The organism is Kibdelosporangium philippinense, assembly GCF_021390435.2.
GTDB lineage: Bacteria > Actinomycetota > Actinomycetes > Mycobacteriales > Pseudonocardiaceae > Kibdelosporangium > Kibdelosporangium philippinense.
Map to the genome: position 1 here is coordinate 322,561 of NZ_JAJVCN010000004.1, position 24,940 is coordinate 347,500.

Annotated in this window: 25 protein-coding genes, 1 tRNA gene and 1 pseudogene (1 of these 27 cut by a window edge); 17 read left to right on the forward strand and 10 right to left on the reverse strand. The window is 65.8% G+C overall.

Going from position 1 to position 24,940, the window contains the following annotated elements; all coding sequences use genetic code 11:
* Nucleotides 1-133 precede the first annotated feature (133 nt).
* Nucleotides 134-1,087 carry a sigma-70 family RNA polymerase sigma factor gene (locus LWC34_RS44375; RefSeq protein WP_233731318.1) on the forward strand — a complete coding sequence of 318 codons (954 nt, stop codon included), beginning with the start codon at nt 134-136 and terminating at the stop codon, nt 1,085-1,087.
* Here the strand turns inward: LWC34_RS44375 and LWC34_RS44380 are convergent.
* On the reverse strand, nt 1,084-2,166 hold the full coding sequence (locus tag LWC34_RS44380; RefSeq protein ID WP_233731319.1) for a J domain-containing protein: 1,083 nt from the start codon (nt 2,164-2,166) through the stop codon (nt 1,084-1,086). The two genes, LWC34_RS44375 and LWC34_RS44380, sit on opposite strands and share 4 nt — an antisense overlap.
* A gap of 88 nt (nt 2,167-2,254) precedes the next feature.
* On the opposite strand from LWC34_RS44380, the gene LWC34_RS44385 reads away from it, so the two are divergent.
* Together LWC34_RS44385 and LWC34_RS44390 are read left to right on the forward strand one after the other, a co-directional pair.
* Entirely contained in the window at nt 2,255-2,743 is a 489-nt protein-coding gene (locus tag LWC34_RS44385; RefSeq protein ID WP_233731320.1) for a SigE family RNA polymerase sigma factor, read from the forward strand.
* Nucleotides 2,744-2,750: 7 nt separating this feature from the next.
* A complete protein-coding gene (locus LWC34_RS44390; protein WP_233731321.1) occupies nt 2,751-3,770 on the forward strand; it encodes a hypothetical protein in 1,020 nt (339 codons plus the stop codon).
* Here LWC34_RS44390 and LWC34_RS44395 read toward each other — a convergent pair.
* Nucleotides 3,742-4,386 carry an HSP18 transcriptional regulator gene (locus LWC34_RS44395; protein WP_233731322.1) on the reverse strand — a complete coding sequence of 215 codons (645 nt, stop codon included), beginning with the start codon at nt 4,384-4,386 and terminating at the stop codon, nt 3,742-3,744. The genes LWC34_RS44390 and LWC34_RS44395 overlap by 29 nt on opposite strands.
* A gap of 92 nt (nt 4,387-4,478) precedes the next feature.
* Here LWC34_RS44395 and LWC34_RS44400 point away from each other — a divergent pair, with 92 nt between their 5' ends.
* Nucleotides 4,479-4,913 (forward strand): Hsp20/alpha crystallin family protein, encoded by a 435-nt coding sequence (locus tag LWC34_RS44400; RefSeq protein WP_233731323.1) that lies wholly within the window; start codon nt 4,479-4,481, stop codon nt 4,911-4,913.
* A 57-nt stretch (nt 4,914-4,970) separates the two neighbouring features.
* On the opposite strand, the gene LWC34_RS44405 is transcribed toward LWC34_RS44400, so the two are convergent.
* Nucleotides 4,971-5,055: transfer RNA gene (locus LWC34_RS44405), tRNA-Arg, on the reverse strand.
* 57 nt (nt 5,056-5,112) lie between these two features.
* A pseudogene (locus tag LWC34_RS44410) lies at nt 5,113-6,197 on the reverse strand (MBL fold metallo-hydrolase).
* A 57-nt stretch (nt 6,198-6,254) separates the two neighbouring features.
* Between LWC34_RS44410 and LWC34_RS44415 the strand changes: the two are divergent.
* Nucleotides 6,255-7,691: an amidohydrolase gene (locus LWC34_RS44415; protein ID WP_233731324.1), complete on the forward strand. Its 1,437-nt coding sequence runs from the start codon at nt 6,255-6,257 to the stop codon at nt 7,689-7,691.
* Here LWC34_RS44415 and LWC34_RS44420 read toward each other — a convergent pair.
* The 4 genes from LWC34_RS44420 to LWC34_RS44435 form a co-directional block, all read right to left on the reverse strand.
* Nucleotides 7,681-8,742 (reverse strand): serine hydrolase domain-containing protein, encoded by a 1,062-nt coding sequence (locus LWC34_RS44420; protein ID WP_233731325.1) that lies wholly within the window; start codon nt 8,740-8,742, stop codon nt 7,681-7,683. The two genes, LWC34_RS44415 and LWC34_RS44420, sit on opposite strands and share 11 nt — an antisense overlap.
* 9 nt (nt 8,743-8,751) lie before the next feature.
* Nucleotides 8,752-9,825, reverse strand: coding sequence for a serine hydrolase domain-containing protein (locus LWC34_RS44425; protein WP_233731326.1), 1,074 nt, complete (start codon nt 9,823-9,825; stop codon nt 8,752-8,754).
* Between the two features lie 30 nt (nt 9,826-9,855).
* Nucleotides 9,856-10,569: a class I SAM-dependent methyltransferase gene (locus LWC34_RS44430; protein ID WP_233731327.1), complete on the reverse strand. Its 714-nt coding sequence runs from the start codon at nt 10,567-10,569 to the stop codon at nt 9,856-9,858.
* A gap of 103 nt (nt 10,570-10,672) precedes the next feature.
* Nucleotides 10,673-11,491: a LysR family transcriptional regulator gene (locus LWC34_RS44435; RefSeq protein WP_233731328.1), complete on the reverse strand. Its 819-nt coding sequence runs from the start codon at nt 11,489-11,491 to the stop codon at nt 10,673-10,675.
* A 70-nt stretch (nt 11,492-11,561) separates the two neighbouring features.
* Between LWC34_RS44435 and LWC34_RS44440 the strand changes: the two genes are divergently transcribed.
* Nucleotides 11,562-12,233, forward strand: a complete 672-nt coding sequence (locus tag LWC34_RS44440) for an SDR family NAD(P)-dependent oxidoreductase (protein WP_233731329.1) — start codon at nt 11,562-11,564, stop codon at nt 12,231-12,233.
* On the opposite strand, the gene LWC34_RS44445 is transcribed toward LWC34_RS44440, so the two are convergent.
* Entirely contained in the window at nt 12,220-12,738 is a 519-nt protein-coding gene (locus tag LWC34_RS44445) for a TIGR03086 family metal-binding protein (protein ID WP_233731330.1), read from the reverse strand. The genes LWC34_RS44440 and LWC34_RS44445 overlap by 14 nt on opposite strands.
* A 109-nt stretch (nt 12,739-12,847) precedes the next feature.
* On the opposite strand from LWC34_RS44445, the gene argC reads away from it, so the two are divergent.
* Both argC and argJ read left to right on the forward strand, forming a co-directional pair.
* Nucleotides 12,848-13,876 carry an N-acetyl-gamma-glutamyl-phosphate reductase gene (argC, locus tag LWC34_RS44450; RefSeq protein ID WP_233731331.1) on the forward strand — a complete coding sequence of 343 codons (1,029 nt, stop codon included), beginning with the start codon at nt 12,848-12,850 and terminating at the stop codon, nt 13,874-13,876.
* Nucleotides 13,873-15,045 carry a bifunctional glutamate N-acetyltransferase/amino-acid acetyltransferase ArgJ gene (gene argJ / locus LWC34_RS44455; protein WP_233731332.1) on the forward strand — a complete coding sequence of 391 codons (1,173 nt, stop codon included), beginning with the start codon at nt 13,873-13,875 and terminating at the stop codon, nt 15,043-15,045. Before argC ends, argJ begins: the two co-directional genes overlap by 4 nt.
* A 48-nt stretch (nt 15,046-15,093) precedes the next feature.
* Here argJ and LWC34_RS44460 read toward each other — a convergent pair whose 3' ends face one another.
* Nucleotides 15,094-16,281 (reverse strand): RNA-guided endonuclease InsQ/TnpB family protein, encoded by a 1,188-nt coding sequence (locus LWC34_RS44460; protein ID WP_250109469.1) that lies wholly within the window; start codon nt 16,279-16,281, stop codon nt 15,094-15,096.
* A 113-nt stretch (nt 16,282-16,394) separates the two neighbouring features.
* Between LWC34_RS44460 and argB the strand changes: the two genes are divergently transcribed.
* The 9 genes from argB to tyrS form a co-directional block, all read left to right on the forward strand.
* Nucleotides 16,395-17,279 carry an acetylglutamate kinase gene (argB, locus tag LWC34_RS44465; protein ID WP_233731333.1) on the forward strand — a complete coding sequence of 295 codons (885 nt, stop codon included), beginning with the start codon at nt 16,395-16,397 and terminating at the stop codon, nt 17,277-17,279.
* On the forward strand, nt 17,279-18,439 hold the full coding sequence (locus LWC34_RS44470; RefSeq protein ID WP_233731334.1) for an acetylornithine transaminase: 1,161 nt from the start codon (nt 17,279-17,281) through the stop codon (nt 18,437-18,439). Before argB ends, LWC34_RS44470 begins: the two co-directional genes overlap by 1 nt.
* Nucleotides 18,436-19,362, forward strand: coding sequence for an ornithine carbamoyltransferase (gene argF / locus LWC34_RS44475; RefSeq protein ID WP_233731335.1), 927 nt, complete (start codon nt 18,436-18,438; stop codon nt 19,360-19,362). The genes LWC34_RS44470 and argF overlap by 4 nt, the downstream gene beginning before the upstream one ends.
* Nucleotides 19,359-19,856, forward strand: a complete 498-nt coding sequence (locus tag LWC34_RS44480) for an arginine repressor (RefSeq protein ID WP_233731336.1) — start codon at nt 19,359-19,361, stop codon at nt 19,854-19,856. Before argF ends, LWC34_RS44480 begins: the two co-directional genes overlap by 4 nt.
* 61 nt (nt 19,857-19,917) lie before the next feature.
* Nucleotides 19,918-21,321, forward strand: a complete 1,404-nt coding sequence (gene argH / locus LWC34_RS44485; RefSeq protein ID WP_308200232.1) for an argininosuccinate lyase — start codon at nt 19,918-19,920, stop codon at nt 21,319-21,321.
* On the forward strand, nt 21,322-21,906 hold the full coding sequence (locus tag LWC34_RS44490; protein WP_233731337.1) for a VOC family protein: 585 nt from the start codon (nt 21,322-21,324) through the stop codon (nt 21,904-21,906). It abuts the gene before it with no gap.
* Nucleotides 21,903-22,514 (forward strand): DNA-3-methyladenine glycosylase, encoded by a 612-nt coding sequence (locus tag LWC34_RS44495; RefSeq protein WP_233731338.1) that lies wholly within the window; start codon nt 21,903-21,905, stop codon nt 22,512-22,514. Before LWC34_RS44490 ends, LWC34_RS44495 begins: the two co-directional genes overlap by 4 nt.
* A complete protein-coding gene (locus LWC34_RS44500; RefSeq protein WP_233731339.1) occupies nt 22,439-24,142 on the forward strand; it encodes a hypothetical protein in 1,704 nt (567 codons plus the stop codon). The genes LWC34_RS44495 and LWC34_RS44500 overlap by 76 nt, the downstream gene beginning before the upstream one ends.
* A gap of 15 nt (nt 24,143-24,157) precedes the next feature.
* Nucleotides 24,158-24,940, forward strand: the 5' portion of a protein-coding gene (gene tyrS, locus LWC34_RS44505; RefSeq protein WP_233731340.1) for a tyrosine--tRNA ligase. It continues 492 nt past the right edge of the window; only the first 783 of its 1,275 coding nucleotides appear in the window; the start codon lies at nt 24,158-24,160; the stop codon falls past the right edge of the window.

Consider the following 24,940-nt stretch of genomic DNA (forward strand, 5'->3'; position numbering starts at 1 on the left):
TACGTGGAATACCTAGACGACAGGTACCGTTGAACGCTGTGTAACCGGCAACACCGGTACACCCCGTTCGCTACCCCGGGCCGAACCAAGGCGGCGTGGGGTAAAACCTGCGCGCCCTTGAAAGGGGGAGACCATGTCCGTCGAGACGACCAAGGCCGCTGTACGCCCTCGGGAAGACGCCGATCTGGTTGGATACTACCTGGCCGAGGTCGGAGCGACACCACTGCTCACCGCTCAGCAGGAAGTCGAGCTCTCCAAGCGTATCGAAGTCGGACTTTACGCGACCGAACTGCTTCGCCGCCACGCCGAAGGCGAGGACATCGGGCACGACCCGGCCGAGCTGAAGATCCTGGCCCGCGAGGGCAGGCAGGCGAAGGACCACATGATCCGCGCCAACCTGCGGCTCGTCGTGTCCCAGGCGCGCAAGCGCTCGCAGGCTGGCCTGCCGATGCTCGATGTCATCCAGGAAGGCAATCTTGGCCTGATCCGTGCCGTGGAGAAGTTCGACTACTCGAAGGGCTTCAAGTTCTCCACGTACGCCATGGCCTGGATCAAGCAGGCGATCGGGCGTGGTCTCGCCGAGCAGACCCGCACTGTCCGGCTTCCGGTTCACGTTGTCGAGGAGCTCGCGAAGTTCCGCAGGGTCGAGCGCAAGCTCGAGACCAAGCTGAACCGCGACCCCACGCCGGAGGAGCTGGCCGAGGAGGTCGGCACCACCGCCGAGCGGATCGTCGAGCTGCGGCGCGCCGGGCGCGACGCTGTCAGCCTGGACACTCCGGTTGGTGAGGACGGCGACTCGAAGATCGCGGACCTCGTTCCCGACGCGGAGGCGGAGAACGCCGCCGAGATCCTGGAGCGTGAGGAGCTGTACACCGAGCTGCGCAAGCAGATCGCCACGCTCCCGCAGCGCGAGGCGTTGATCATCTCGTTGCGCTACGGCCTGCACGACGGCCACGAGTACACGCTGCAGCAGGTGGCCGACCGGATCGGGCTGACCCGCGAGCGGATCCGTCAGCTGGAGAAGCACGCTCTTGCCGAACTGCGGCACCCGAGCCGCAACCAGAACCTGCTGGCACTGGCGGGTTAATCAACCACTTGGGCGAGCAGGGCCGTGAAGGCCTTTCTGTCCACTGTGATCGGATCGGCGGCCAGCCAGCCGCCGATCTCCCTGACAAAATCCGCAGGCACCATCGGCGGGATCACCGCACCCGTGTAATCCGTGGTGATCTCACCAGGCCTGCTGGGATACAGCAGCAACACTCCGCGCACCTCGAGCTCCGGCCAATGCGCACGGAAAGCCGGGATCTGCTCGATCAGCTGAATCGACCCGCCACGGAACGGGTGGTCATTGCGCCACACCTCGCCGTCCTCGTCGATGTCGTAATGCCCGGGCAGCCACATCTTCGACTCGATCAGCACGAGTCTGCGCCCGCACAACACCGCATGGGCCACGTCGGCGAACACCGATCCCGGCTCGGCGAGACCGTGGAAAATCCGCACAGCAGGCAGCCGCGTGAGATACGTGGCCAGCACGTTCGCGGTCAGTCGTTCCGCACGAGGGTCAGCGCCCGCGCCAGGGGTTCCGTAGATCTGATTCGCGCCAAAGCGCGCCATGAATGCCTTGTGGGCGTTGCGCCCGTCGAGGTGTCGCCGCACCGACTTGAACAACACGGCGCCAGACGCGATCAACGCGAGCAACCAGATGACCAGTAGCGGGATCGGCGGCGCCACCAGCAGCAACGCCAGCAACATGGTCACCCAGCCAGCGATCGCGGCCGCCAGCACCGGCGGGTCCGGCTTGATCGGCGGCGCCATCACCGCCTGCGTCACGGTTACGCTGTGCCACCACCCGATCGTGTCGGCTGAGATCTCCGTCAGAACGGGGACGTAGTTCGGGTCGTCCCGCACGATCTTGCGCGCGACCCGTCTGACCACGGGCGCGGGCGGTTCTTCTTCCTCTTCTTCGTCCTCGTCGCTGTCGTAGTACGCGCGGCGTTCGGGGTCCGACAGCGTCTCGTACGCCTCGCGGAGCAGGCGAAACGTTCCCGCGGTGCCGCCAGCGTCCGGGTGCATTACCTTGGCCAAAGCCCGGTACGCCGACCTGATCTCGCTGGCTGTGGCGTTCTCGTCGACGCCAAGCAGTTCGTAGTAGTCGACGTTCTGCACCCGCACAAGATATTGGGTCGCGGTCGCGCTCAACGAAACGGGCCACTCACCGCGTGTGGGGTGTGGGGAGCTAGAAGGGGGGACGGCCGTGACGTTCGAAGAGTTCGCCGAGGCCCGAACGCCGGGCCTGCTGCGCTACGCCACCGTGCTGACATGCGATCCGCATCTGGCCGAGGACGTCGTGCAGGAGGTTCTCGTGCGGGTGTACCGGAAGTGGAAACGCATCAGCGCGCTGGACATGCCGGAGGCCTACGTCCGGCGCATGATCACCAACGAGTTCCTGTCGTGGCGCAGGCGCAAGGCATCGACAGACGTGCCGTTCTCGCCTGAGGCGATCGCCGATCTCGGCCTGACGACGAGGGATTCCGCGGCCCAGTACGACGAACGGGACCTGTTGCTGCGTGACATCGCCGCGTTGCCGCGTAAGCAACGGGCGGTGTTGGTGTTGCGGTACTTCTGCGACCTGCCGGACGAGCAGATCGCCGAGAACCTCGGCTGTGGCGTGGGAACCGTGCGCAGCCACGTCTCAAGAGCCCTCGCGACCCTGCGCATCACGCCCGCGCCGAGCCGAGTGTGAGGACACGATGAGCACAGAGGAAAAGATCAAGCAAGCGTTTGAGCGCCAGGCTGGGCGGGCCGGAGACCACCGCGCGGTACTGGCAGAGGTGCGGAAGGCCACGGCCAAGCGCCGGATCAGCGGCTGGGGGATGGGCCTGATCAGCATCGGTGTGGCCGCGGCCGTGGCAACCCCGATCGTGTTGTCCTCAGCGGGACAGCCGTATACGGCTCCGCCCGCGGATCCAATGGTGACAACGCTTCCGGCGGCTCCAGTCCCGGAGAAACCGGCCGAGCACGCGGGTGAAGGCGTGACCGTGTTGCAGTACAGGCCAACCTGGTTGCCGGACGGCGCATACGAAGTCTCCCGGATGTTCGCGGGAGAGAGTGCTCTCATGCGGATCTGGGAGTTGCCCGGCAGCGAGACCGCCAATCAGCGGACTCTGCGCCTCCTGCTGAGCCAGGCCGCGATGCCGACCGTGGGCAAAGCCGTTGACATCAACGGGATTCCCGGAATGCTGGTGACCGATCACCAGGAAACCTCGGTGACGTGGATGGTCGAGCCGGGGCAGCGCCTCTCGGTTATCTTCCCGGGCACAGACGAAGTCGCTGACATCGCACTGCGGGTCGCGCGCTCGGTCAAGCCCGATGGGGACGCGGCGTTCGTGTGGCCCCTCGAGTTCCAGTGGCTGCCAGAACACCTGCAGCCAAGCGGATTCACTGTCCACGCCATTGATCTGAAGTACGTCGATGTGTCGGCGAGCGCACAGACCATCCCAAGGGAAGCCGAAAAAGGCGTCTCGGTGAGCATCTTCACACTGCGCCCGCCGGGCGTGCCAGGCGGCGTGCCGCCGTATCGGCCGGAGGGTGGCACACCAGTGACGGTGCGCGGCAAGCAGGGGGTGTTCGTCTCGGGTGAGGTGTATGTGGAGTTCGAGCTCGGCCGGGCGATGGTAGTCAGTGGCCCACTCTCGCAACAGGATCTGGTCAGGATCGCTGACTCGATCAAGATCGGGCCGCTCAACTATCCCTGGATCGGGACTCGTTAGACGCCGTCCTGAGCTGGTCGGCTTGATCGGTCAACGCACCTATCCGGTCGGCCAGCTCAGGATGACTGCCGCGCAAGCGTTCTCGCACGGCCGTGAGCGGCGCGAGCAACGCAATCGGGTCGTCTTCAGACAGTGCGGCGGCCAGTTTTCGCGGACGCATGCCTGGCAGACCGATGATCTGTCCGGCCAGCTGGCGCAGGACTGCCGAGTTCTTCCTTGCCCAATCGCTGACCGCGCGGTCAGCTGCCCTGCGGTCGCGGACTTCCCGAACCCGGTCCTCTGCGCCGGATGTGCCCGATGGCAAGGGGCTCAGCCGCAGGTAACGGCGCTCGGCGGCCTGCCTGCTTGCCAGGCCGAGCGCGGGTGCGATCGCCGCCCAGCTGGTCCCCAGTTCACGCGCCGCGGTGATGAGTGCCGGTTCCCACCGTGCGAGGTCGTCCCGCAACTGCCGCAGGACAACCAAAGCAGCGAGCAGTTCAGTCGAGGACGGATGCTGGTTTCCCTCAGCGACTTGCTGCACCTGGTTCATCGCGTCGGTCGCCGACGACCCCGAGCCCCAGCCCTGATCGTCCAGGTACTGCCGGGCTTCGCGGTAGTTGTCCATGGATGTCATCATGATGACGACATTGGCTCTTGTCAACGGGGTGACGACAGTGCTACCACAGAGGTACGTGCGTAACGACACCAGAAACCAGGGAGGACAAGACAATGTTGATGCGCACCGACCCGTTCCGTGAGCTCGACCGGTTGACCCAGCAGTTCTTCCAACCAGCTGGCACGTGGACGAGGCCCGCGTCGATCCCGATGGATGCCTACCGGGACGGGGACGAGTTCGTTGTGCACTTCGATCTGCCCGGTGTCGACCCGCAGGCAGTGGAGGTCGATGTCGAACGCAACGTGCTGACCGTGAAGGTCGAGCGGCGGCCGACGCACAAGGCGGATGTCCAGATGCAGGTGTCCGAGCGCCCGCTGGGTGTTTTCTCGAGGCAGCTGTTCCTCGGTGACAGCCTGGACACCGAGCGTATCGACGCCGCCTATGCCAATGGTGTGCTGACACTGAGGATCCCGGTCGCCGAGCGCGCGAAGCCACGCAAGATCGAGATCTCGGCCGACACCGAGCAGAAGCAGATCACCACGAGCTGACAAGTCTATTGTGGACAATGAGAGGGGTCGGCCCATGCAGGGCCGGCCCCTTGTCCGACTCGCCAGCCGGAATCGAACCGCGCGTCCTCTCCTGTCGGTGAAGCCACCGGCCTGAGTGCTCTCCCACTTGAGCTATGGCGAGGCCCATATTCTCACTCGACTATGCGTCCGTTCTCTACGCCCTTTCGAGTGCATGTCGTCAAAGTGTTTGCCACCATCCGTCTACCGTTGGCGGCGCGTCGATGTCCACTCGTTCACCCGGTTTGGGGACAACGAGTGTCACATCCTGGGCTTTTGCCTCACGCCACAAGCGATCCACGGGTTGCCCCCATGCGTGTGGCGCCAGCGTGAAAGTGGCCCAGTGCACGGGAATCAGCACGTGCGCCTGCACGTCCAGATGCGCGGCCACGCCTTCTTCCGGCGTCATGTGTATGTCAGGCCACATCGGGTCGTACGCGCCGATCTGGACAAGTGCCACGTCGAAGGGCCCGTGCTGCTGGCCGATCGCGGCGAATCCGTCGAAATATCCCGTATCCCCGCTGTAGAACACGCGTCGCTTCGGACCGGCGACGACCCACGACGCCCAGAGTGTCCCATCACGTGAGAGCCCGCGGCCGGAGAAATGCTGCGCCGCGGTCGCGGTCAGCCGCAGTGGACCGGCGGTCACGCTCTCGTCCCAGTCGAGTTCGATGATCCGGTCGGCCGGTACCTGCCAGCGCTCCAGGTGTGCCCCGATCCCCAGTGGCACAACGAATGGCGCACTCTGCGTACGCAGGAGGGCACGCACCGTCGGGAGGTCGAGGTGGTCGTAGTGGTCGTGCGAGATGACGATCGCGTCCAGCGTAGGCAGCTGGTCGATCGATACCGGTACGGGGTGTAGTCGGCGCGGGCGGCAGCCGACGGTGACACTCGTTCGCTCCACACTGGATCGAACAACACGCGTGCGCCGTCGAGCTCGACCAGCGTGCTCGCGTGTCCGTACCAGGTGACGTACAGACCATCGGGTCGGGTGGGGGCACCCGACTGTGCGACGAGAGGGACTGCGCCGCGTGGCTTACGGCGATCCTTGTCCGCCCTGTAGCGCCGGATGAGGTCACCCGGGTCACCATTCGGCGTCGTTCGTGTTGGGTGTCCGTTACGGAACTTCCCATCACGGAACTGCGGCGACCGCCGCACTCGCTCCGCGCGCTCGCCACGCGGCGCGCCGCCCATTGCCGCGGGCACGCCCCATGCCGCCCTGGCGAGCAGGCCCGCCGCGGTCAGGCCGAGCGCGGTACGGACCATCCTTTTCATACGTCCCACCAAGTCAGACTACCCGCGTCCGCGTGTAGCGTGGCGCGCGTGACCGCGTTACTACTGTGTGATGTCCAACTCGGGCTGGGCGGACCGAGGGTGGACGTGGCCGTGACCGACGGGCGTGTCTCGGCGATCGGTCCAGGGTTGCCCCGCGAGGGTGAGCTCGTCGACGGTCGTGGCGGAACGGTGCTGCCGGGCTTGGTGGACGTCCACGTGCACATGACCCAGTGGGCGAGTTCCCGTCGGCGCATTCCGTTGGCACACGCGAAGTCCGCGGCCGACGTCGTCGACACGATAGCCCGGGAGAGTGCCGCGAAACCAGGCGAATTGGTGATGGGGCACGGCTTTCGTGACAGTGCGTGGCCTGACATGCCGCACAAGGACCTATTGGAACGAGCACTGCCGGGTCAGCCGATCGCGCTATTCAGTAACGACCTGCACACGCTCTGGCTCAGCCCGGCGGCGCTGCGCATGATCGGCCGTGAACATCCGACGGGTGTGTTGCTAGAGAACGATTGCATGGCGGCGACGGCAGAGCTTCCGGCCGCCACGGACGAGTGGGTCCTTGAGGCGACCGACGCCGCCGCAGCTCGCGGCGTGACGGAAATCGTCGACTACGAGTACAGCGACACGGTCTCTGTTTGGTTGCGACGGTTGGCTTTGCGTCAGCTCGGTGTACGCGTCTCTGCCGTGATCTCGCGGCCGCTGCTCGACACCGCGATCGAGCGAGGGCACCGCACCGGTGACGCCATCCCCGGCACTGACGGAATGCTGAAAGTAGGGCCGTACAAGCTCTTTGTGGACGGCTCGCTCAACACGCGCACCGCCTACTGCCACGACCCGTACCCCGGCCAGGAGACGCATGGCCTGTTGGAACTGCCGTTCGACGAGCTCGTTCCCTTGATGGACAAGGCATCCAGGCACGGGATCAGCCCGGCCGTGCACGCCATCGGCGACCACGCCAACACGATCGCGCTGGACGCCTTCGCCAAAGTCGGCTGCACCGGCCGGATCGAACACGCCCAGCTCGTGCACCCTGATGATTTTTCGAGGTTCGCCAAGCTCGGCGTGATCGCGGGCGTGCAGCCCGCGCACCAGCCGGACGACCGGGACGTCGCCGATCAGCATTGGGCCGGTCGGACGGAGAACGCTTTCCCTTACGGGGCATTGCTTGCCGCAGGCGCGACGCTGGAGATCGGCTCGGACGCCCCGGTCGCGCCGCTGGATCCGTGGGACGGGATCGCGTCGGCGGTGAGCCGGACCGACGACGGACGCCCGGCCTGGCACCCGGAGCAAGCGATCGCCCTGGACATCGCGCTGGCCGCGGCCAGCCGTGGCCGCCGGGGCATCAAGGTCGGCGACGTCGCGGACCTGACGGTGACCGAGGTCGACCCGGCAACCCTTGCCCCGCATGATCTTCGCCAGATCCCGATCGTGCTGACGATGACCGGCGGGCGCCTGACCCACCGGCTTAGCCGCTGATTGTGTTGGCGCGCCAGAAGTCCCGCATGATCTGCGGCGCGGTCGCACTGGTCATCGTCACCTGCGTGAGCAGGATGGTGACCGTGCCGGTCGACGGGATGATGTGCGCCGCCGTGCCGAGCCCGCCGGTCCAGCCGTAACGACCGGGCACGTTCCACGGGTTCCTGGCGGTGACGTCGACTGAGCCACCGAAGCCCCAGCCTTGGCCTTCAAGGAAAATCTCGCTGTCCCGCCGTTGCTCAGCGGTCAGATGATCGGTCGTCATGCGCGTGATCGACTCGCGGGAGAGCAGGCTGTGGTCGAGCAGTGCACGCCCGAATTTCAGCCAGTCATCCGCGGTGGACACGAGCCCTCCCGCTCCGGACGCGAACGCGGGCAGCGATGTCCACGCTTCACCGGGGCGTTCGCTGACCTCAAGATCGTGCGTGTACAACGTGGTGAACCGATCTTGTTTGGCAGCAGGCACTTCAAACGCGGTGTCGGTCATGCCAAGCGGGCCGAAAACCCGCTCTGCCAGGAAGTCAGGCAACGACTGCCCGGAAATCCTGGCGATCAACACGCCTTGGATGTCCGAGCAGGTGTTGTACAAGAAGGTCTCGCCTGGTTGAGCCAGCATCGGGATGGCCGTGAGCTGCGTGAGCCACTCGTCCAGCGGCGGCGGCCCGAAGGTGAAGTCGAACAGCGACTGCGCGGCAGGCAGGGAGAAATCGGTGGGGAGGCCGTATCCCGCGCGGGACGTCAGCAGATCGAAGACGGTGATTGGGCGGCTCGCCGGGACAACGTCCTCGACCGGGCTCTGCGGAGTGCGGACGACCTGCAGATCGGCCAGCTCTGGCAGCCATTTGTCCACGCGGTCGGCCAGCGCGACCTTGCCGTCCTCGACCAGCACCATCAGTGCGGCCGCGACGATCGGCTTGGTCATCGACGCGATCCGGAAAATGGAATCCCGCTTCACCGGACCAGCGACGCGAACCTCGACGTCGTCACCCCGCGCGACCAACGACACCGCGGCAGGCACGACACCACTGTCCACATAGGCCGCAAGATCCACAGTTTCTCCTTACCTCGCCGAGAATTCCCAGAACTCTTCGATGTACGGCGGTGACGTAGGATCCTCAACGGCGAGCTGCGTCAGCAGAATCGCGACCTGCCCGGTCGCTGGGGCGAGGTATGCCGAGGTCCCGGTGCCGCCGACCCAGCCGTACCGGCCGAGCACGTTCCCGGCAACCCGGGTTTCGACGTCGACCGAGCCGCCGAATCCCCAACCTTGCCCCTGAAGGAAAAGCTCGCCGCCCGCGCGCTGCTCGTCGGTCAGATGATTGGTCATCATGAGCTGCACGGATTCGCGGGAGAGCAAGGTGTCGTCGAGCAGTGCGCGCCCGAACCTGAGCCAGTCGTCGACCGTCGACACGAGCCCGCCGCCTCCGGAAGGGAAAGCCGGTGGCTTGCTCCACTGCCCGTCCGGCGGGTCAGCCAGTTCCATCTTGTGACGGTAATAGCTGGTGAACCGTCCAAGCTTGTCCCGCGGAACCCAGAAAGCCGTGTCCACCATGCCAAGAGGCTCGAAAACGCGTTCAGCGAGGAAGTCGACCAGGCTCCCGGACAGCCGCGAAATCAGCACCCCCTGCAGGTCAGAGGCCGCGTGATACAGAAAGGCCGCACCTGGCTGCGCGGCCATCGGGATGCTGGCGAGTTTGGCGAGCCACTCGTCCGGCGGAGGAGGCGCCTGCACTTCGCGGCCGTCCCACCCCATCACGTCGCCGAACATCGTGACCGCAGGGCTCTCAAAGGGGGTGGCGAAGCCATATCCGGCCCGCGAAGTGAGCAGGTCGAACACGGTGAGCGGGCGCCTGGCAGCAACCACGTCGTCAACCGGACTGTCCGGCGTACGCACGACCTTGGGGTCTGCGAGCTCCGGCAGCCAGTTGCTGACGGGATCGTCCAGCGCGAGTTTGCCGTCCTCAACCAGCAGCATGACCGCGGCTGCCGTGATCGGCTTGGTGATCGAGGCGATCCGGAAGATCGTGTCCCGCTCGACCGGGCCGAAGGTCCGCACGTCGATGTCGTCACCGCGTGCCACAAGTGTCACGACACCCGGCAGTTGGCCGGCGTCGACGTAGTTCTGCAGTTCCATGTCAGTGCAGACCTGCCGATCGTCGAGAACTCATCGTTTACGCCCGATGAGCTGGCACATTCGTGCGATGTGCTTGTACGGCACCCGGTCGGTGACCGCGAGTTCGAGCCGCTCGAGTTCAGCGAAGAACTCGGGATCCCGCTTGCGGTCGTCGTCCACGATGTAGTCGCTGACGCTGCGAATGCCGTAGTGCCCCACCAGTTCGCAGTCGTCCAGCAGCCCGATGATCTTCTCGGCGGTGAACAGCGTGATGTCGGTGTCGAAGAGTTCGGTCCTTGCCTTGTTCGTGTCCAACGCGGCCAAAGCCGCGGTCAGGTCCAGCTTGCGGATCGCCGTGGTCAGCGGCGCCGCGTGCTGGTTGAGGACGATCACCGACAGCAGGCCATCTCTTACGAGGAGTTCCTTGGCGATATTCAGGGTGTGCGCCGGATCCGGCACGTATTGCAGGAGGTTGTGGCAGAGCACCACGTCGAATCCGCCAAGCCCCGCCGGGAGATCGTGTACATCCGCGGTCACGCAGGTCAGCCCGGAGGCACGAGCCTTGGTGATCATGTCCGTCGACCGGTCAACCACCGTGACGTCATGGCCCCGTGCAGCCAGGCGAACAGCGTCACCGCCATCCCCGCCCGCGAGGTCCAGGATCTTGAGCGGACCCGCGGGCAGGTGGCGAGCCAGGTTCGCCTCGGCCAGCGAATACCGCAACCGACCCCACGGACTTTCCCGCCACTCCTGCCAGTCCCCCATGACACAGACGGTAGCGATACTGTATTTCAGACTACGAACACAGTGAAATCTAACAATGACGAAAACTGAAGAACTCAACCACATGGTCGACCGGCCTTGAGGGTCAATTCACAACCGTGTGTGCCGTCTGAATGAACCGGGCAATCCGCGACGACCGGCTCCCCGCCTGCCACAGCACCAATGTCCGGTAAGGCTCAGCATCAACCACCGGCACGTAAGTCACATCAGGCCGAACATTCAAAGCAGCCAGCGAAGCGGGAACCAACGCCACGCCCTGCCCAAGAGCGACAACATCCAGCAGTTGAGCACTGTCCTGAACCACGGGCCCGTCAGGACGATCTCGGTCGACGACCCCACGGGTGCTCCACCGAGGAGCTGGCTCGGCACGCAAATCCGCAGTACCGAGTACCGAACGAGCAGCCAGCGCATGCCCGACGGCAAGCGCGGCAACACGTGGCTCAACCGCCAAAGACTCAACTTCCAAACCGTGCCCGTCAACGCACGCCGCGATAGCAACATCCGCGCGGCCAGAGCGAACCATGTCGGCCTGCTCCCCGAAACCGCTCATAACCACTCGTATCTCTGACGCCTCGAACCGTGAGCAGATCCGCTGCAGCAACCGGGTCGCCACCCCGGGTTTGGCAGTGACAACGAGCTCGGGCCGTTGCGTCCGACGAACCGCGGCATGCAAAGCGCCGAGAACGACGGCCGCCTCTTCACGCAAAACCTCCCCAGCCTGAGTCAAGGTCAGCCGAGACCCAGAGCGGTCGAAAAGCTCCACACCGAGCCGACGCTCCAGCTGACGGATCGCCCGTGACAGCGGCGGTTGCGCAATCCCGAGGCGCGAGGCCGCGCGGGTGATGTTCTCCTCGTCAGCCACAGCGCAGAAGTAGCGCAGTTCACGGATCTCGGGCTCTGCCATACCGCCAGGGTATGGCGTGCCACCCGATCGGTCTTTCCCTTGCCGCGCAAAGACGACTGGGATGGACGGCATGACCGAAGTAGCACTCGTCACCGGCGGCAACAAGGGGATCGGCCAAGAGATTGTGCGTCAACTGAAAGACCGGGGTTTCCGGGTCTACGCCGGAGCCCGCGAACCGCAAGAAGGAATGGTGCGCCTTGACGTCACCGATCCCGAATCCGTTGCGAAGGCGGTCAAGACCATCGAAACCGACGCCGGACGCCTTGACGTTCTGGTCAACAATGCCGGAGTGATGGTGGAGTGGGACGTCCAGGACGTCACGGCCGCACATCTCCGGGAAACCTTCGAGGTCAACGTTTTCGGCGTCGTCACGGTCACGTCGGCCTGTCTGCCCTTGCTCCGCCGCTCCAGAAACCCGAGGATCGTCAACATGTCCAGCGGCCTCGGGTCGCTGACCATGCTCAGCAATCCGGACAGCAGGGCATTCCTGGCATACAGCTCATCCAAAGCCGCACTCAACGCGCTGACCCTGATCTACGCCAACGCCCTGCGGGCCGACGGCATCAAAGTAAACGCCGTCAGCCCTGGAATGGTGCCGACCGACCAGAACGCGGCGGCGCCTTTCCCGCGTGGCAACCGCACGACAGCCGATGGCGCGGCAGTCCCGGTCCAGCTCGCGACGATCCCGGTTGACGGTCCCACCGGCACGTTCCTCGGGCCGGATGGCGTCATACCGTGGTGAATGAAGGCGCGCGGCCAGTGATCGCGACGATCTGCTCGAGCAGCGGAGCGTCAGACCCCACGAAAACCCGAGGCCCCCACAGCGAGGGGATCGGCGCCTCCGGCACGAACACGACCACATGCTCGTAGCACGCTCGCAAAGTGTCTTCCGGCAGGTCGAAGGGTTGCCCGGTGGCCTTGGCGAGATCCCAGCCGTGCACGACGATCTCGGTCAGCGCGATCTTGCCCCACACCGAGGTCGGCAACTCCAGCCCAGCTGCCACCGAGCTACCTTGCCAAGCTGAAGGCGAGTCCCAGGCCTTGCCGAGCGCCAAGACCCGCTCGACCACGCCAGAGCTCACCTCACCGCCTGCCATCGCGCCGAACCCCGTGGCTACCTCGTCAACGTGCGCGATCAGATCGGCAACGGTGTACTCGCTGCACGGGGTCGGGTTGGTGAACTGGGAATCGGTGACGCGCACCAGCACGTCGGCCATGGCCTGGCAGGCGGGTTTCAAATCGATCATATGGGTGCAGACCAGCCGCACGTCCGGAACTCATCGGTCCTCCGCCGATGGTGTGATCTCGGACCATTACCGATTGAGTGACTTTGCATGGTTGTGCATAATCATCCATATGACTGTACGGGTAGGGGTCGCCGGAGCGAGCGGATACGCGGGCGGTGAGGTCTTGCGCCTGCTGCTTGGGCATCCCGGAGTCCAGATCGGGGCGCTGACCGCCGGTGCCAGCGCGGGCATGAAGCTCGGCCAGTACCAGCCGCATCTGCTGCCGCTCGCCGACCGCGTGCTCAGTGACACCACTGTCGACGAGCTCAGTGGCCACGAGGTCGTGTTCCTCGCACTGCCGCACGGCAAGTCCGCCAAGATCGCGGCCGAGCTGGGCGAGGACACCCTGGTCATCGACTGCGGCGCGGACCACCGCCTCGAGGACGAGAAAGCCTGGCAGCGCTGGTACGGCGGCGACCACGCGGGCACCTGGCCATACGGTCTCCCGGAGCTCGCCGGGCAACGCGAGAAGCTCACCGGAGCGAAGCGAGTCGCAGTGCCCGGGTGCTACCCGACGGTCTCCTCGCTGTCCCTCGCGCCCGCCTTCCAAGACGGTCTGGTCGAGCCCGAAGCGGTCATCGTCGCGGTGTCGGGTACGTCCGGTGCAGGCAAGTCGCTGAAGCCGCACCTCCTCGGCTCCGAGGTGATGGGTTCGGTCAGCGCGTACGGAGTCGGCGGCACGCACCGGCACACCCCGGAGATCGTCCAGAACCTGAGCAAGGTCGCGGGCGAGAACATCGCCGTCAGCTTCACACCGGTTCTCGCGCCGATGCCTCGCGGCATCCTCGCCACATGCAGCGCGACCCTCAAACCCGGCAAGACCCTCGACGATGTCCTTGCCGCATACGACAAGGCCTACGCCGACGAGCCGTTCGTGCACGTCCTGCCGACCGGGACCTGGCCGACGACCGGTGCCGTGCTTGCGTCCAATGCCGTGCAGCTGCAGATCACGGTCGATCCGGATTTGCGCAGGCTGATCGTCATCGGCACGATCGACAACCTGACCAAGGGCACCGCGGGCGCTGCCGTGCAGTGCATGAACATCGCGCTCGGGCTGCCCGAGACAACCGGGCTTTCGACTGTGGGAGTCGCCCCGTGAACCGTGCCAAGGGCGTCACCGGGCCTGCTGGTTTCCGGGCCGCCGGGGTCGCCGCGGGGATCAAGGCGAGCGGCGCCTTGGACTTGACGTTGGTGGTGAACGACGGCCCGAACAACGCGGCCGCTGGCGTGTTCACCACGAACCAGGTCAAGGCCGCGCCGGTCCTGTGGTCCCAGCAGGTCCTCAAGGAGCGCAAGCTCAAAGCCGTCGTGCTCAACTCCGGCGGCGCCAACGCGTGCACCGGCCATGAAGGCTTTCAGGACACGCACGCGACCGCCGAGAAAGTGGCGGAAGTCCTGGAATGCGGCGCGATCGAGGTCGCCGTCTGCTCAACCGGGCTGATCGGCGAGCGCCTGCCCATGGACAAGGTCCTGTCCGGTGTGGACGCCGCGAAAGCAAGCCTCGGCAACACGGTCGAAGCCGGGCTGAACGCCGCAACGGGCGTGCTGACCACCGACAGCAGGCCGAAGCAGTCGTGGAAAGCGCACGAGCAAGGCTGGTCGGTCGGCGGTTTCGTGAAAGGAGCGGGCATGTTGGCGCCCAACATGGCGACCATGCTTTCGGTGATCACCACCGACGCCGACGTCGACAAGGACACCCTCGACGCCGCATTGCGCGCAGCGACCAAGAAAACCTATGACCGCCTGGATGTCGACGGCGGAACGTCCACGAACGACACAGTCATTGTCCTCGCCTCCGGCGCGTCCGGAATCACGCCAAGCCAAGAGGACTTCGAGGCGCTGCTCACCGAAGTGGCCGCGGACCTGGTCAAACAGCTGCAAGGCGACGCGGAAGGCGTGACCAAGGAGATCGCGATCACCGTCACCGGTGCCGCGACCGAGGACGAAGCCGTCCACATCGGACGCATTGTGGCCGAGGACAACCTGGTGAAGACCGCGCTGTTCGGCTCGGACCCGAACTGGGGCCGGATCGCGATGGCTCTCGGCAGAGCCAAGGCGCGGATCGACCAGCACCAGCTGTCCATTGTGATCAACGGGATCCGCGTGATGCACAAGGGAACCCGCGGCGAGGACCGGTCGAACGCGGACCTGTCCGGCCGGGACATCGAGATCATCATCGACCTGGCGATCGGCCACGGCGAAGCGACCATCCTCACCACGGACCTCTCCCATGGGTACGTCGAAGAGAACAGCGCCTATTCCTCTTGACGTCCTCCCACGGCCGAAGCCGACGGGATTCCAACCCATACCCACCACTCAGAAAGCGACGGGAGCGAGTTGAGGTTCACAGTTCACAGCCCCGCCCAATGGCTGGAGGGCTCCCTGCGCTGTCACCGCCCGCCCGGCGGCGATGTTCCGTGCCGCGTTCACGTCCGCGTGACAAGTAAACCTGCATACGATACACTGGAATACCGCTTGGCTCTTGCGGTTCTCCGATGCGATGTGGCTACAAGCCGAACATTGCTGGGACGTGAACGCAGCTTTGACTCTTTCAACCCGGCCAGCAGCCTTGTGTTCCAGCCGGGTTATCAGCAGTCCCCAGCCATTGGCAAGGATGCCGCGGTTGAGTCCAGCTTTCTGACGCACGTTACGACCCGGCCGCTCGATCGTGCCCTTTGCGGAGCGGGCCATACCACGGATATTGAGGTCTTCTACCCGAATCACGTCGAACCTACGGGCCAGTTCGGTGGAACTTTTTTCCACCCAATCCTTCCGCCGGTCCGTCTCTCGTGCGGTAAGTCGTGTGATCGCTCGCCTAACACGCCTGCGTCGATGAGACCCTCGTTGACAGCGGGCGAGCCTATGGTGGAGCTGCTCCAGCCTTCGACGTTCGCCACCTGTCAGGCCGGGCACTTTCAGTATGTCTCCGGTCGACAGTGCCGCAGACACCACGACGCCCCGATCGACGCCGACGACCTGGCTATTGCCAGGAGCAGGTATCGGATCGGGAATCGCGGCGAATGCGATATGCCACCGGCCGACTCGGTCTTGAGTGACTCGGTAGGACTTGACTCCGGGAGTCACTCGTCGCGACCAACGGAACCTGATCCACCCAACCTCGGGCACCCAAACCTGTCCACAACGGCGGTTGAGTCGCTGTATGTGCTGTGGTTTGAGCGCTACCTGCCGAAACCCCTCATCTCTACCGGCCTTGCGCCATGTGGGTTTGCGATGCGTGCTGGCAAAGAAGTTACGCATGGCTTGGGCGAAATCGCGCAGCGCTTGTTGCTGCACTGTCACAGAACCGGCCCGAAGCCACGGGAATTCTGCTCGCGCTTCGGTCAACTGTCGAGCCTGCTCAACATAGCCAGGCGCCGAACCCATACCTGGTCGCCAATGACTGTGCTGCTCTACAGCAAGGTTCCACACCAACCGTGCCTGCGTGCAATGCTTCAACAATCCGACCTCTTGCTCGGGCGTCGGCGACAGTCGGTAGCGTGGCATAGACCGAACGTTAACAGCTATCGCTCGCCACACCGGAGTCACCACGCCCGATTCAATGAAGCTAGTTTTTCTCGAGCGCTTGAACACAAATGCCTTCCTAAAACGGAGCCACGATGAACAACAACGCGGACCGCAAGGCAGCGGTACTCATCGAGGCTTTGCCGTGGCTCCAGCAGTTCCACGGCGCGCTCGTAGTGGTCAAGTACGGCGGCAACGCCATGATCGACGACGAACTCAAACAAGCGTTTGCCCAGGACATGGTGTTCCTGCGGCTCGCCGGGCTGCGGCCGGTGGTCGTGCACGGCGGCGGCCCGCAGATCGGCGCGATGCTCACCAAGCTCGGTATCGAGTCCGAGTTCCGCGGCGGCCTGCGCGTCACCACACCGGAAGCCATGGACGTGGTCCGGATGGTCCTCGTTGGACAGGTCGGCCGCGAGCTCGTCGGCCTGATCAACGCGCACGGCCCATACGCGGTCGGCATTTCCGGCGAGGACGCGCATCTGTTCACCGCCGAGCGCCGAGGCCTGGAGATCGACGGCGAGCAGGTCGATCTCGGTCTGGTCGGCGACGTGGTGACGGTCAACCCAGCTGCGGTCGAGGACATTGTCGCGGCAGGCCGGATTCCGGTTGTGTCCACAGTGGCTCCGGACGCCGATGGCGTTGTGCACAACGTGAACGCCGACACCGCGGCGGCCGCGCTGGCCGTTGCGTTGAAGGCACGCAAACTTGTGGTCCTGACGGATGTCGAAGGGCTGTACAAGAACTGGCCGGACAAATCCTCGCTCGTGCAACGGATCGACGCTGCCGAGTTGGAGAAGGTGCTGCCGGACCTGGCAAGCGGGATGGTGCCCAAGATGGAGGCATGCCTGCGCGCGGTCCGTGGGGGAGTGCCGCAGGCGCACGTGATCGACGGCAGGCTGGCACATTCCGTGCTGCTTGAGGTGTTCACGAGCGAGGGCGTCGGCACGATGGTGCTACCTGACGAAGGGGATGCGTGATGACGCTCCAACAGCGGTGGGAAGCCGCGATGATGAACAACTACGGTACGCCGAAGTTGGGACTAGAGCGCGGCGAGGGCGCGTACGTCTGGGACACCGACGGCAACCGATACCTCGACATGGTCAGCGGAATCGCGGTGAACGCGCTCGGCCACGCGCACCCTGCGATCGTGGCCGCGGTGACCGAGCAGATCGGCAAGCTCGGCCACACCTCGAACCTGAACATCAACCTGCCCGCACTGGAGTTGGCCGAGCGCTTGCTCGACGTCGCCGGTGTCGACGGAAAGGTCGTGTTCACCAACTCCGGCGCGGAAGCTGTTGAGACCGCGCTGAAACTGAGCCGTCTGACCGGACGCACCAAAGTGGTCTCGACCGACGGCGGTTTCCACGGCCGCACAATGGGTGCGCTCACGCTGACCGGTCAGCCGCCCAAGCGCACCCCGTTCGAGCCGCTGGTTCCCGGCGTGACACACATTCCCTACGGTGACGCGGCCGCCCTTGAGTCCGCTGTGGACAGTGAAACTGCCGCGTTCATCGTCGAGCCGATCCAGGGCGAGCAGGGTGTAATCGTGCCGCCGGAGGGGTACCTTCAGGCGGCACGGGAAATCACCGCGAAGCACGGCGCTTTGCTGATCCTGGACGAGGTGCAGACCGGGATCGGCCGGCTGGGCACGTGGTTCGCCTTCCAGCAGGCCGGAATCGTGCCCGACATCATCACCCTGGCCAAGGGGCTCGGCGGTGGATTGCCGCTGGGCGCGTGCATCGGGATCGGTGACACGGCGAACCTGTTCCAGGCAGGGCATCACGGCACGACCTTCGGCGGCAACCCGGTGTGCACCGCGGCCGGACTGGCTGTGCTGAACACGATCGCGTCCGAAGGACTGCTCGACCAAGTTTCCTCTGTCGGCAAGGAAATCGCCGCAGGGGTCGAGGGACTCGGGCACCCGCTGATCGGCGGCGTCCGTGGCGCGGGCCTGCTGCTCGGTATCATGCTGCGTGAGAAGGTCTCTGGCGCGCTGGCGGCGAACGCACAGCAGGCCGGGTACCTGATCAACCCCATCCAGCCGGACGTGATCCGGCTGGTACCACCACTGATTCTCGAACATGACGACGCCGCACGGTTCGTGGCCGACCTGCCAGCGGCTTTGGAGGGATTGTGACCGTCCGGCACTTCCTGCGTGACGACGACCTGTCACCGGCCGAACAGCTCGCGGTCCTCGACCTCGCCGCTGAGCTGAAGAAAGACCCGTTGGGGCACAAGCCGTTGGCTGGCCCGAAGAGCATCGCGGTGCTGTTCGAGAAGAACTCGACCCGCACCCGGCTGTCGTTCGAGGTCGGCATCGCTCAACTGGGCGGCCAGCCGATCATCGTCGACGGCCGGATGATGCAGCTCGGCCGTGAGGAAACCATCGAGGACACCTCGCGCGTGCTGTCGCGTTACGTGCACGCCGTGGTGTGGCGGACGTTCGCGCAGAAGCGCATCGATGCGATGGCTTCGGTGTCCAAGGTTCCGGTGGTCAACGCGTTGACCGACGAGTTCCACCCGTGCCAGGTCCTCGCCGACCTGCAGACCATCAAGGAGCGCAAGGGAAAGCTCGCCGGGCTGACCCTGACCTACCTCGGTGACGGCGCCAACAACATGGCCCACTCGCTGATGCTCGGTGGCGTCACCGCAGGTCTGCACATCCGCCTTGTCGCGCCGGAAGGCTTCCAGCCCAACCCGGACTTCGTGATCGACGCCAAGAAGCGGGCAACCGAGACCGGCGGCAGCGTCACGCTGCTGACCGACCCGGATGAGGCCGTGGAAGGCGCGGACGTGCTGGCCACGGACACGTGGACCTCGATGGGCCAGGAGAACGACGGCCTCGACCGGGTGACCCCGTTCCGTCGCCTGCAGGTCAACGCGGCGATGCTGGACCGTGCCGCGCCTGGCGCGATCGTGCTGCACTGCCTGCCCGCGCACCGCGGCTGGGAGATCACCGACGAGGTGCTCGACGGCCCGGCCAGCGCGGTGTGGGACGAGGCGGAGAACCGGCTGCACGCCCAGAAGGCGCTACTGATGTGGCTGCTGGAGCAGTCGTGACCACCGCGGGTACCCGCGTCGCCAGGCAGGCGCGGATCGTCGAGCTCGTGTCCACAATGGCCATTCGCAGTCAGACCGAGCTCGCCAAGATCCTTGCCTCGGAAGGAGTCGAGGTCACGCAGGCGACACTCTCGCGTGATCTCGACGAACTCGGCGCGGTCAAACTGCGCGGCCCGGACGCGGGTGCTCCCGTGTACGTCATCCCCGAGGACGGCTCGCCGGTCCGTGGCGTGCAAGGCGGCACGAGCCGCCTGACCAGGCTGCTCGGCGAAGTCCTCGTCTCGGCCGACCACTCGGCCAATCTGGCTGTCCTGCGCACCCCGCCAGGGGCCGCGCAGTTCCTGGCCAGCGCGATCGACCGGGCGGCATTGCACGAGGTCGTCGGCACGATCGCGGGAGACGATACGGTCCTGATCATCGCCCGTGAACCGCTCACCGGCGCCGACCTGGCCGACCGTTTCAGCACCATGGCAGGCCTGAAAGACCCCTCGTGAGTGGTTATCCGTGTTCTAACACTGATAACCACTCACGAGCTTTGAGCAGGGAGTTTGCAGAGTGAGTTCGTTGTGGGGCGGCCGGTTCGCCTCTGGCCCAGCCGACGCGATGGCGGCCTTGTCCGCGTCCACGCACTTCGACTGGCGTCTGGCCAGGCACGACATCGCCGGATCACGGGCACATGCCCGGGTGCTGCACCGCGCGGGCCTGCTGACCAGTGACGAGCTCGAAGGCATGCTCAAGTCGCTGGACACCCTTGAGGCCGACGTGGCCTCCGGCGCGTTCACCCCGACCATCGCCGACGAGGACGTGCACACGGCCCTCGAACGCGGCCTGATCGAGCGCGCGGGCCCGGAACTCGGCGGCAAGCTGCGCGCGGGCCGCTCGCGTAATGACCAGGTCGCGACCCTGTTCCGGATGTGGCTGCGGGACGCGGCCCGCCGGGTCGCCGAGGGCACCCTTGACGTCGTCGACGCCCTGGTCGCACAGGCCACGCAGCACGACACAGCGGTCATGCCAGGTCGGACGCACCTGCAGCACGCACAGCCGGTCCTGCTCGCGCACCACCTGCTGGCCCACGCGCAGTCCCTGACCAGGGACATCGAGCGCCTGCGGGACTGGGACGCGCGCGCGGCCTTGTCGCCGTACGGCTCGGGCGCGCTGGCGGGTTCGTCGCTCGGCCTCGACCCGGCTGCCGTGGCCGCTGACCTGGGCTTCGACGGTCCGGTGGAGAACTCGATCGACGGCACGGCCTCCCGTGACTTCGCCGCGGAGATCGCGTTCGTGCTGGCCATGCTCGGCGTGAACCTGTCACGGATCGCCGAGGAAGTGATCATCTGGACCACCGCCGAGTTCCGGTACGCGGTCCTCGACGACGCCTGGGCAACCGGCAGCTCGATCATGCCGCAGAAGAAGAACCCGGACGTGGCCGAGCTGACCAGGGGAAAGTCCGGCCGCTTGATCGGCAACCTGACCGGCCTGCTGGCCACGTTGAAGGCGCAGCCGCTGGCGTACAACCGTGACCTGCAGGAAGACAAGGAACCGCTGTTCGACTCGGCCGAGCAGCTCGAACTCCTGCTGCCGGCGATCGCGGGCATGATCGGCACGCTGACGTTCGACACCGACCGGATGGCCGAGCTCGCGCCACAAGGCTTCACCCTGGCGACCGACATCGCGGAATGGCTGGTCCGCGAGGGTGTGCCGTTCCGGATCGCGCACGAAGCCGCCGGTGCCTGCGTCCGCGCGGCCGAGGCTCGTGGCGTCGGCCTCGACGAGCTCACCGACGCCGAGTTCGCCGAGATCAACGCGAACCTCACCCCGAAAGTCCGTGACGTGCTGACCGTGTCAGGGTCGATCGCGTCACGTGATGCTTACGGTGGTACGGCGCCCGATAGAGTCGCCGAGCAGCGCGAACGTCTGATCGTCCGGCTTGCCGAGCACCGGGCGTGGGTGAGGGGAACGTAAGTGGCACTTGATCATCTCGTATACGCGACGCCGGATCTCACGCTCGACTTAGGCATCGAGCTGACCGAAGGCGGCCAGCACCTGGGCCTCGGCACCCGCAACAAGCTGGCCGACCTTGGCGGCGGCGCGTATCTCGAGGTGCTCGGGCCCGACCCGGACCAGCCGAAACCCGAGAAGCCACGGCCGTTCGGCTTCGACGAGCTGACCGAGCCGAAGCTGATCACGTGGGCGGTCCGGCCGGACAACCTCGACGAAACCGTGGCGCGAGCGAAGGCCAAGGGCTACGACCTTGGGCCGATCACGGAGATGGCCCGCGAACGCCCGGACGGGGTGCTGCTGCGGTGGCGGCTCACCCCGCTCGTCGATGCCGGTGTGCCGTTCCTGATCGACTGGGGCGCCTCGCCCCACCCGACCGAATCCCTGCCGCCCGGCACGGAACTGGTGTCGTTCACCATCACGCACCCGAACCCGGCCGAGATCCGCGAAAAGCTGGCGATTCTCGGTGAGGAAGCGACCGTCGAGCAGGGCGAAGCCGGTTTCGTCGCGGTACTGCGGACCCCGAATGGTGAAGTGGTCCTGCGGTGAGGCAGCTGACCCGCGACGAACTGGCCATCGATCCGGTCGACGCCGCGAAGCTGCTGCTCGGCAGCGTGCTCGAATCCCATAGCCCGCAAGGGGTTGTCCGAGTCCGGTTGGTAGAGGTCGAGGCGTATCGGGGTGGCGACGATCCCGCCTCGCACTGCTATCGCGGCCGGACCCCGCGCAACGACGTGATGTTCGGCCCGGCCGGGCACCTGTACGTGTACTTCGTCTACGGCATGCACTTCTGCGCCAACATCGTCTCGTTGACCGACGGTGTCCCCGGCGCGGTGCTGCTGCGCGCGGGCGAGGTCCTCGACGACACCGGGCTGGCGCGAACCCGCAGGCCGAGCGCGCGTAACGACGCTGAGCTGGCCAAAGGCCCGGCCAGGCTGACCGGTGTGCTCGGCATCGACCGTGCGCAGAACGGCGTCGACCTGACCAGCCCCGACTCGCCGATCAGGATCTACGCGGGGGAGCAGGTCGAGAAGATCTACAGCGGGCCACGGGTCGGTGTGGCCGTCGCGATGGATGTGCCATGGCGGTTCTGGGTGGATTCGCCCGCGGTGAGCACGTATCGCCGGGGCGGGAAACGGACAAGGCAGGTTTCTTGAAGACAACGCTGCCAGACGGCTCAACGGCCTGGCTGGTCACCGGATTCGACGACGTCCGAGCTGGGCTCGCCGATCCTCGGCTGTCGTTGAGCCGTGCCAACTCCACTGGCGGGTACAGCGGTTTCACGCTGCCGCCCGCGTTGGATCGCAACCTGCTCAACCTCGATCCGCCGGATCACACCAGGCTGCGCAAACTGGTCTCCGGCGCGTTCAACGGACGCCAGGTCGCCGGGATGCGTGACAAGATCCAAGCCACGGCTGAGCGGCTGCTGGATGGCCTGACCGGCACGGTCGACCTGCTGGCCGAGTACGCCGCGCCGCTGCCGATCATCACCATCAGCGACCTGCTCGGCGTGCCCGCGGACCACGTCGGCGACTTCCGTGACTGGACGGATGCGCTGATGACGCAGGGATCCCGGGACGCGGTCGTCAGCATGTACCAGTTCATGGTCACCCTGATCGCGGCCAAACGCGCCGAGCCCGCGGACGATCTGATCTCGGCGATGATCGAGGCCAGGGACGGCGACGACAGATTGTCCGAGGACGAACTGCTGTCGCTGGCGTTCCTTGTCCTCTGGGCGGGCTACGAGAATTCCGTGCACCTGCTCGCCAACAGCATCCTGCGGCGGCTGGACGGCCCGGTGGACACCGAGGAACTGCTCCGCGTGGCCAACCCGAACCTGCACGCGATCCGTCGTTTCCCGCTTGAGGACATCGAAATCGGCGGCGAGATCGTCCCAAAGGGACAGACAGTGCTGCTCGGCATCCAGGCGGCCAACGAATCCTCCACGCAACACCTGACCTTCGGTGCGGGCATCCATTACTGCGTCGGCGCGCCCCTCGCCCGGGCTCGAACTCGAGATCGCGATCGAGACCTTGTTCCGCAGGTTTCCCGAGGCCAGGTTGGCGACCGACAGCTTGACGTGGCGCGAGTCGTTCCGGAGTCGTGGGCTGCGGGAGTTGCCGGTTACGCTCACGCCGTGAAGGTGATCGTCTACGGCGCCAGCGGCATGGTCGGCTACGGAGTCCTGCGGGAATGCCTCCTTGACCCATCGGTGACGGACGTGCTGGCGGTCGGGCGACGGCCGCTGGGGCAGCAGCACGAGAAGCTGACCGAGGTCGTGCTGCCTGACCTGGCCGATCAGTCCACGGTCGACTTCACCGGCTACGACGCGTGCTTCTTCTGCCTCGGCGTGAGCTCGGCGGGGATGAGCGAGGACGCGTACCGGCGCGTCACCTACGACATGACGATGGCCGCGGCCAACCCGCTGCACGAGGCCAACGCGGACGCGACGTTCATCTACGTCTCCGGGCAGGGCACGGACAGCACTGAGCAGGGCCGCGCGATGTGGGCGCGGGTGAAGGGCAAGACCGAGAACGACCTGCTCAAGCTGTTTCCCAAGGCCTACATGTTCCGTCCGGGCGTCATCCTGCCGATGCACGGCGCGAAGTCGAGCACCACGGCCTACCGGATCGCCTACACCGCCTTCCGGCCACTGTTCCCGCTGTTCAGGCGAATGAAATCGGTGACGAGCACCGAGCAGATCGGCCTTGGCATGCTCGCGGTCGCCAAGCACGGCACCGACAAGAAGATCTTGTACCCGCAGGACATCAACGCCGTCCGATAACGGATGATGAAGCTCGTGAGTGAGCACATCCTTGACGAACTGTCCTGGCGCGGCCTGATCGCGCAGTCCACCGACATCGACGCCCTGCGCCGTGACCTCGACTCGGGCCCGCTCACCCTCTATTGCGGCTTCGACCCGACCGCGCCAAGCCTGCACGCGGGCAACCTCGTTCCGCTGCTCGGCCTGAGCCGGTTCCAGAAAGCCGGGCACCGGCCGATCGTGCTGGCAGGCGAGGCGACCGCGATGATCGGCGACCCGCGCGACACCGGCGAGCGTCCGATGAACGCGCTCGACGTGCTGGCCGAGTGGACCGAGCGGATCCGCGGCCAGCTCGAACGGTTCGTCGACTTCGACTCCTCGCCGACCGGTGCGTTGATCGAGAACAACCTGACCTGGACAAACGCCATGTCGGTGCCGACTTTCCTCCGTGACGTCGGCAAGCACTTCTCGATCAACGTGATGCTGGCGCGCGACACGGTCAAGCGCAGGCTCGAGGGCGACGGCATGTCGTACACCGAGTTCAGCTACCTGCTCCTGCAGTCAAACGACTACCTGGAGCTCTACCGAAAGCACGGCTGCACGCTGCAGATCGGCGGCCAGGACCAGTGGGGCAACATCATCGGCGGCGTCGACCTGGTCAGGAAGGTCGAGCAGAAGAGCGTGCACGCGCTGACCGCGCCGCTGGTCACCGACTCGCAAGGGCGCAAGTTCGGCAAGTCAACCGGTGGCGGGAACGTGTGGCTCGACCCTGCCATGACCTCGCCTTACGCCTGGTACCAGTTCTTCGTGAACGTCGAT

Excerpts from the sequence above, each read along its gene's own strand:
- LWC34_RS44445 (WP_233731330.1), bottom strand. The coding sequence starts at position 12,738 with ATGATCGATTTGAAACCCGCCTGCCAGGCCATGGCCGACGTGCTGGTG.
- LWC34_RS44440 (WP_233731329.1), top strand. The coding sequence starts at position 11,562 with ATGACCGAAGTAGCACTCGTCACCGGCGGCAACAAGGGGATCGGCCAA.
- LWC34_RS44470 (WP_233731334.1), top strand. The coding sequence starts at position 17,279 with ATGACGCTCCAACAGCGGTGGGAAGCCGCGATGATGAACAACTACGGT.
- LWC34_RS44435 (WP_233731328.1), bottom strand. The coding sequence starts at position 11,491 with ATGGCAGAGCCCGAGATCCGTGAACTGCGCTACTTCTGCGCTGTGGCT.
- LWC34_RS44400 (WP_233731323.1), top strand. The coding sequence starts at position 4,479 with ATGTTGATGCGCACCGACCCGTTCCGTGAGCTCGACCGGTTGACCCAG.
- LWC34_RS44430 (WP_233731327.1), bottom strand. The coding sequence starts at position 10,569 with ATGGGGGACTGGCAGGAGTGGCGGGAAAGTCCGTGGGGTCGGTTGCGG.
- LWC34_RS44500 (WP_233731339.1), top strand. The coding sequence starts at position 22,439 with ATGGCGGTTCTGGGTGGATTCGCCCGCGGTGAGCACGTATCGCCGGGG.
- LWC34_RS44390 (WP_233731321.1), top strand. The coding sequence starts at position 2,751 with ATGAGCACAGAGGAAAAGATCAAGCAAGCGTTTGAGCGCCAGGCTGGG.
- argC (WP_233731331.1), top strand. The coding sequence starts at position 12,848 with ATGACTGTACGGGTAGGGGTCGCCGGAGCGAGCGGATACGCGGGCGGT.
- LWC34_RS44460 (WP_250109469.1), bottom strand. The coding sequence starts at position 16,281 with ATGCCACGCTACCGACTGTCGCCGACGCCCGAGCAAGAGGTCGGATTG.
- LWC34_RS44425 (WP_233731326.1), bottom strand. The coding sequence starts at position 9,825 with ATGGAACTGCAGAACTACGTCGACGCCGGCCAACTGCCGGGTGTCGTG.
- LWC34_RS44395 (WP_233731322.1), bottom strand. The coding sequence starts at position 4,386 with ATGATGACATCCATGGACAACTACCGCGAAGCCCGGCAGTACCTGGAC.
- argB (WP_233731333.1), top strand. The coding sequence starts at position 16,395 with ATGAACAACAACGCGGACCGCAAGGCAGCGGTACTCATCGAGGCTTTG.
- LWC34_RS44375 (WP_233731318.1), top strand. The coding sequence starts at position 134 with ATGTCCGTCGAGACGACCAAGGCCGCTGTACGCCCTCGGGAAGACGCC.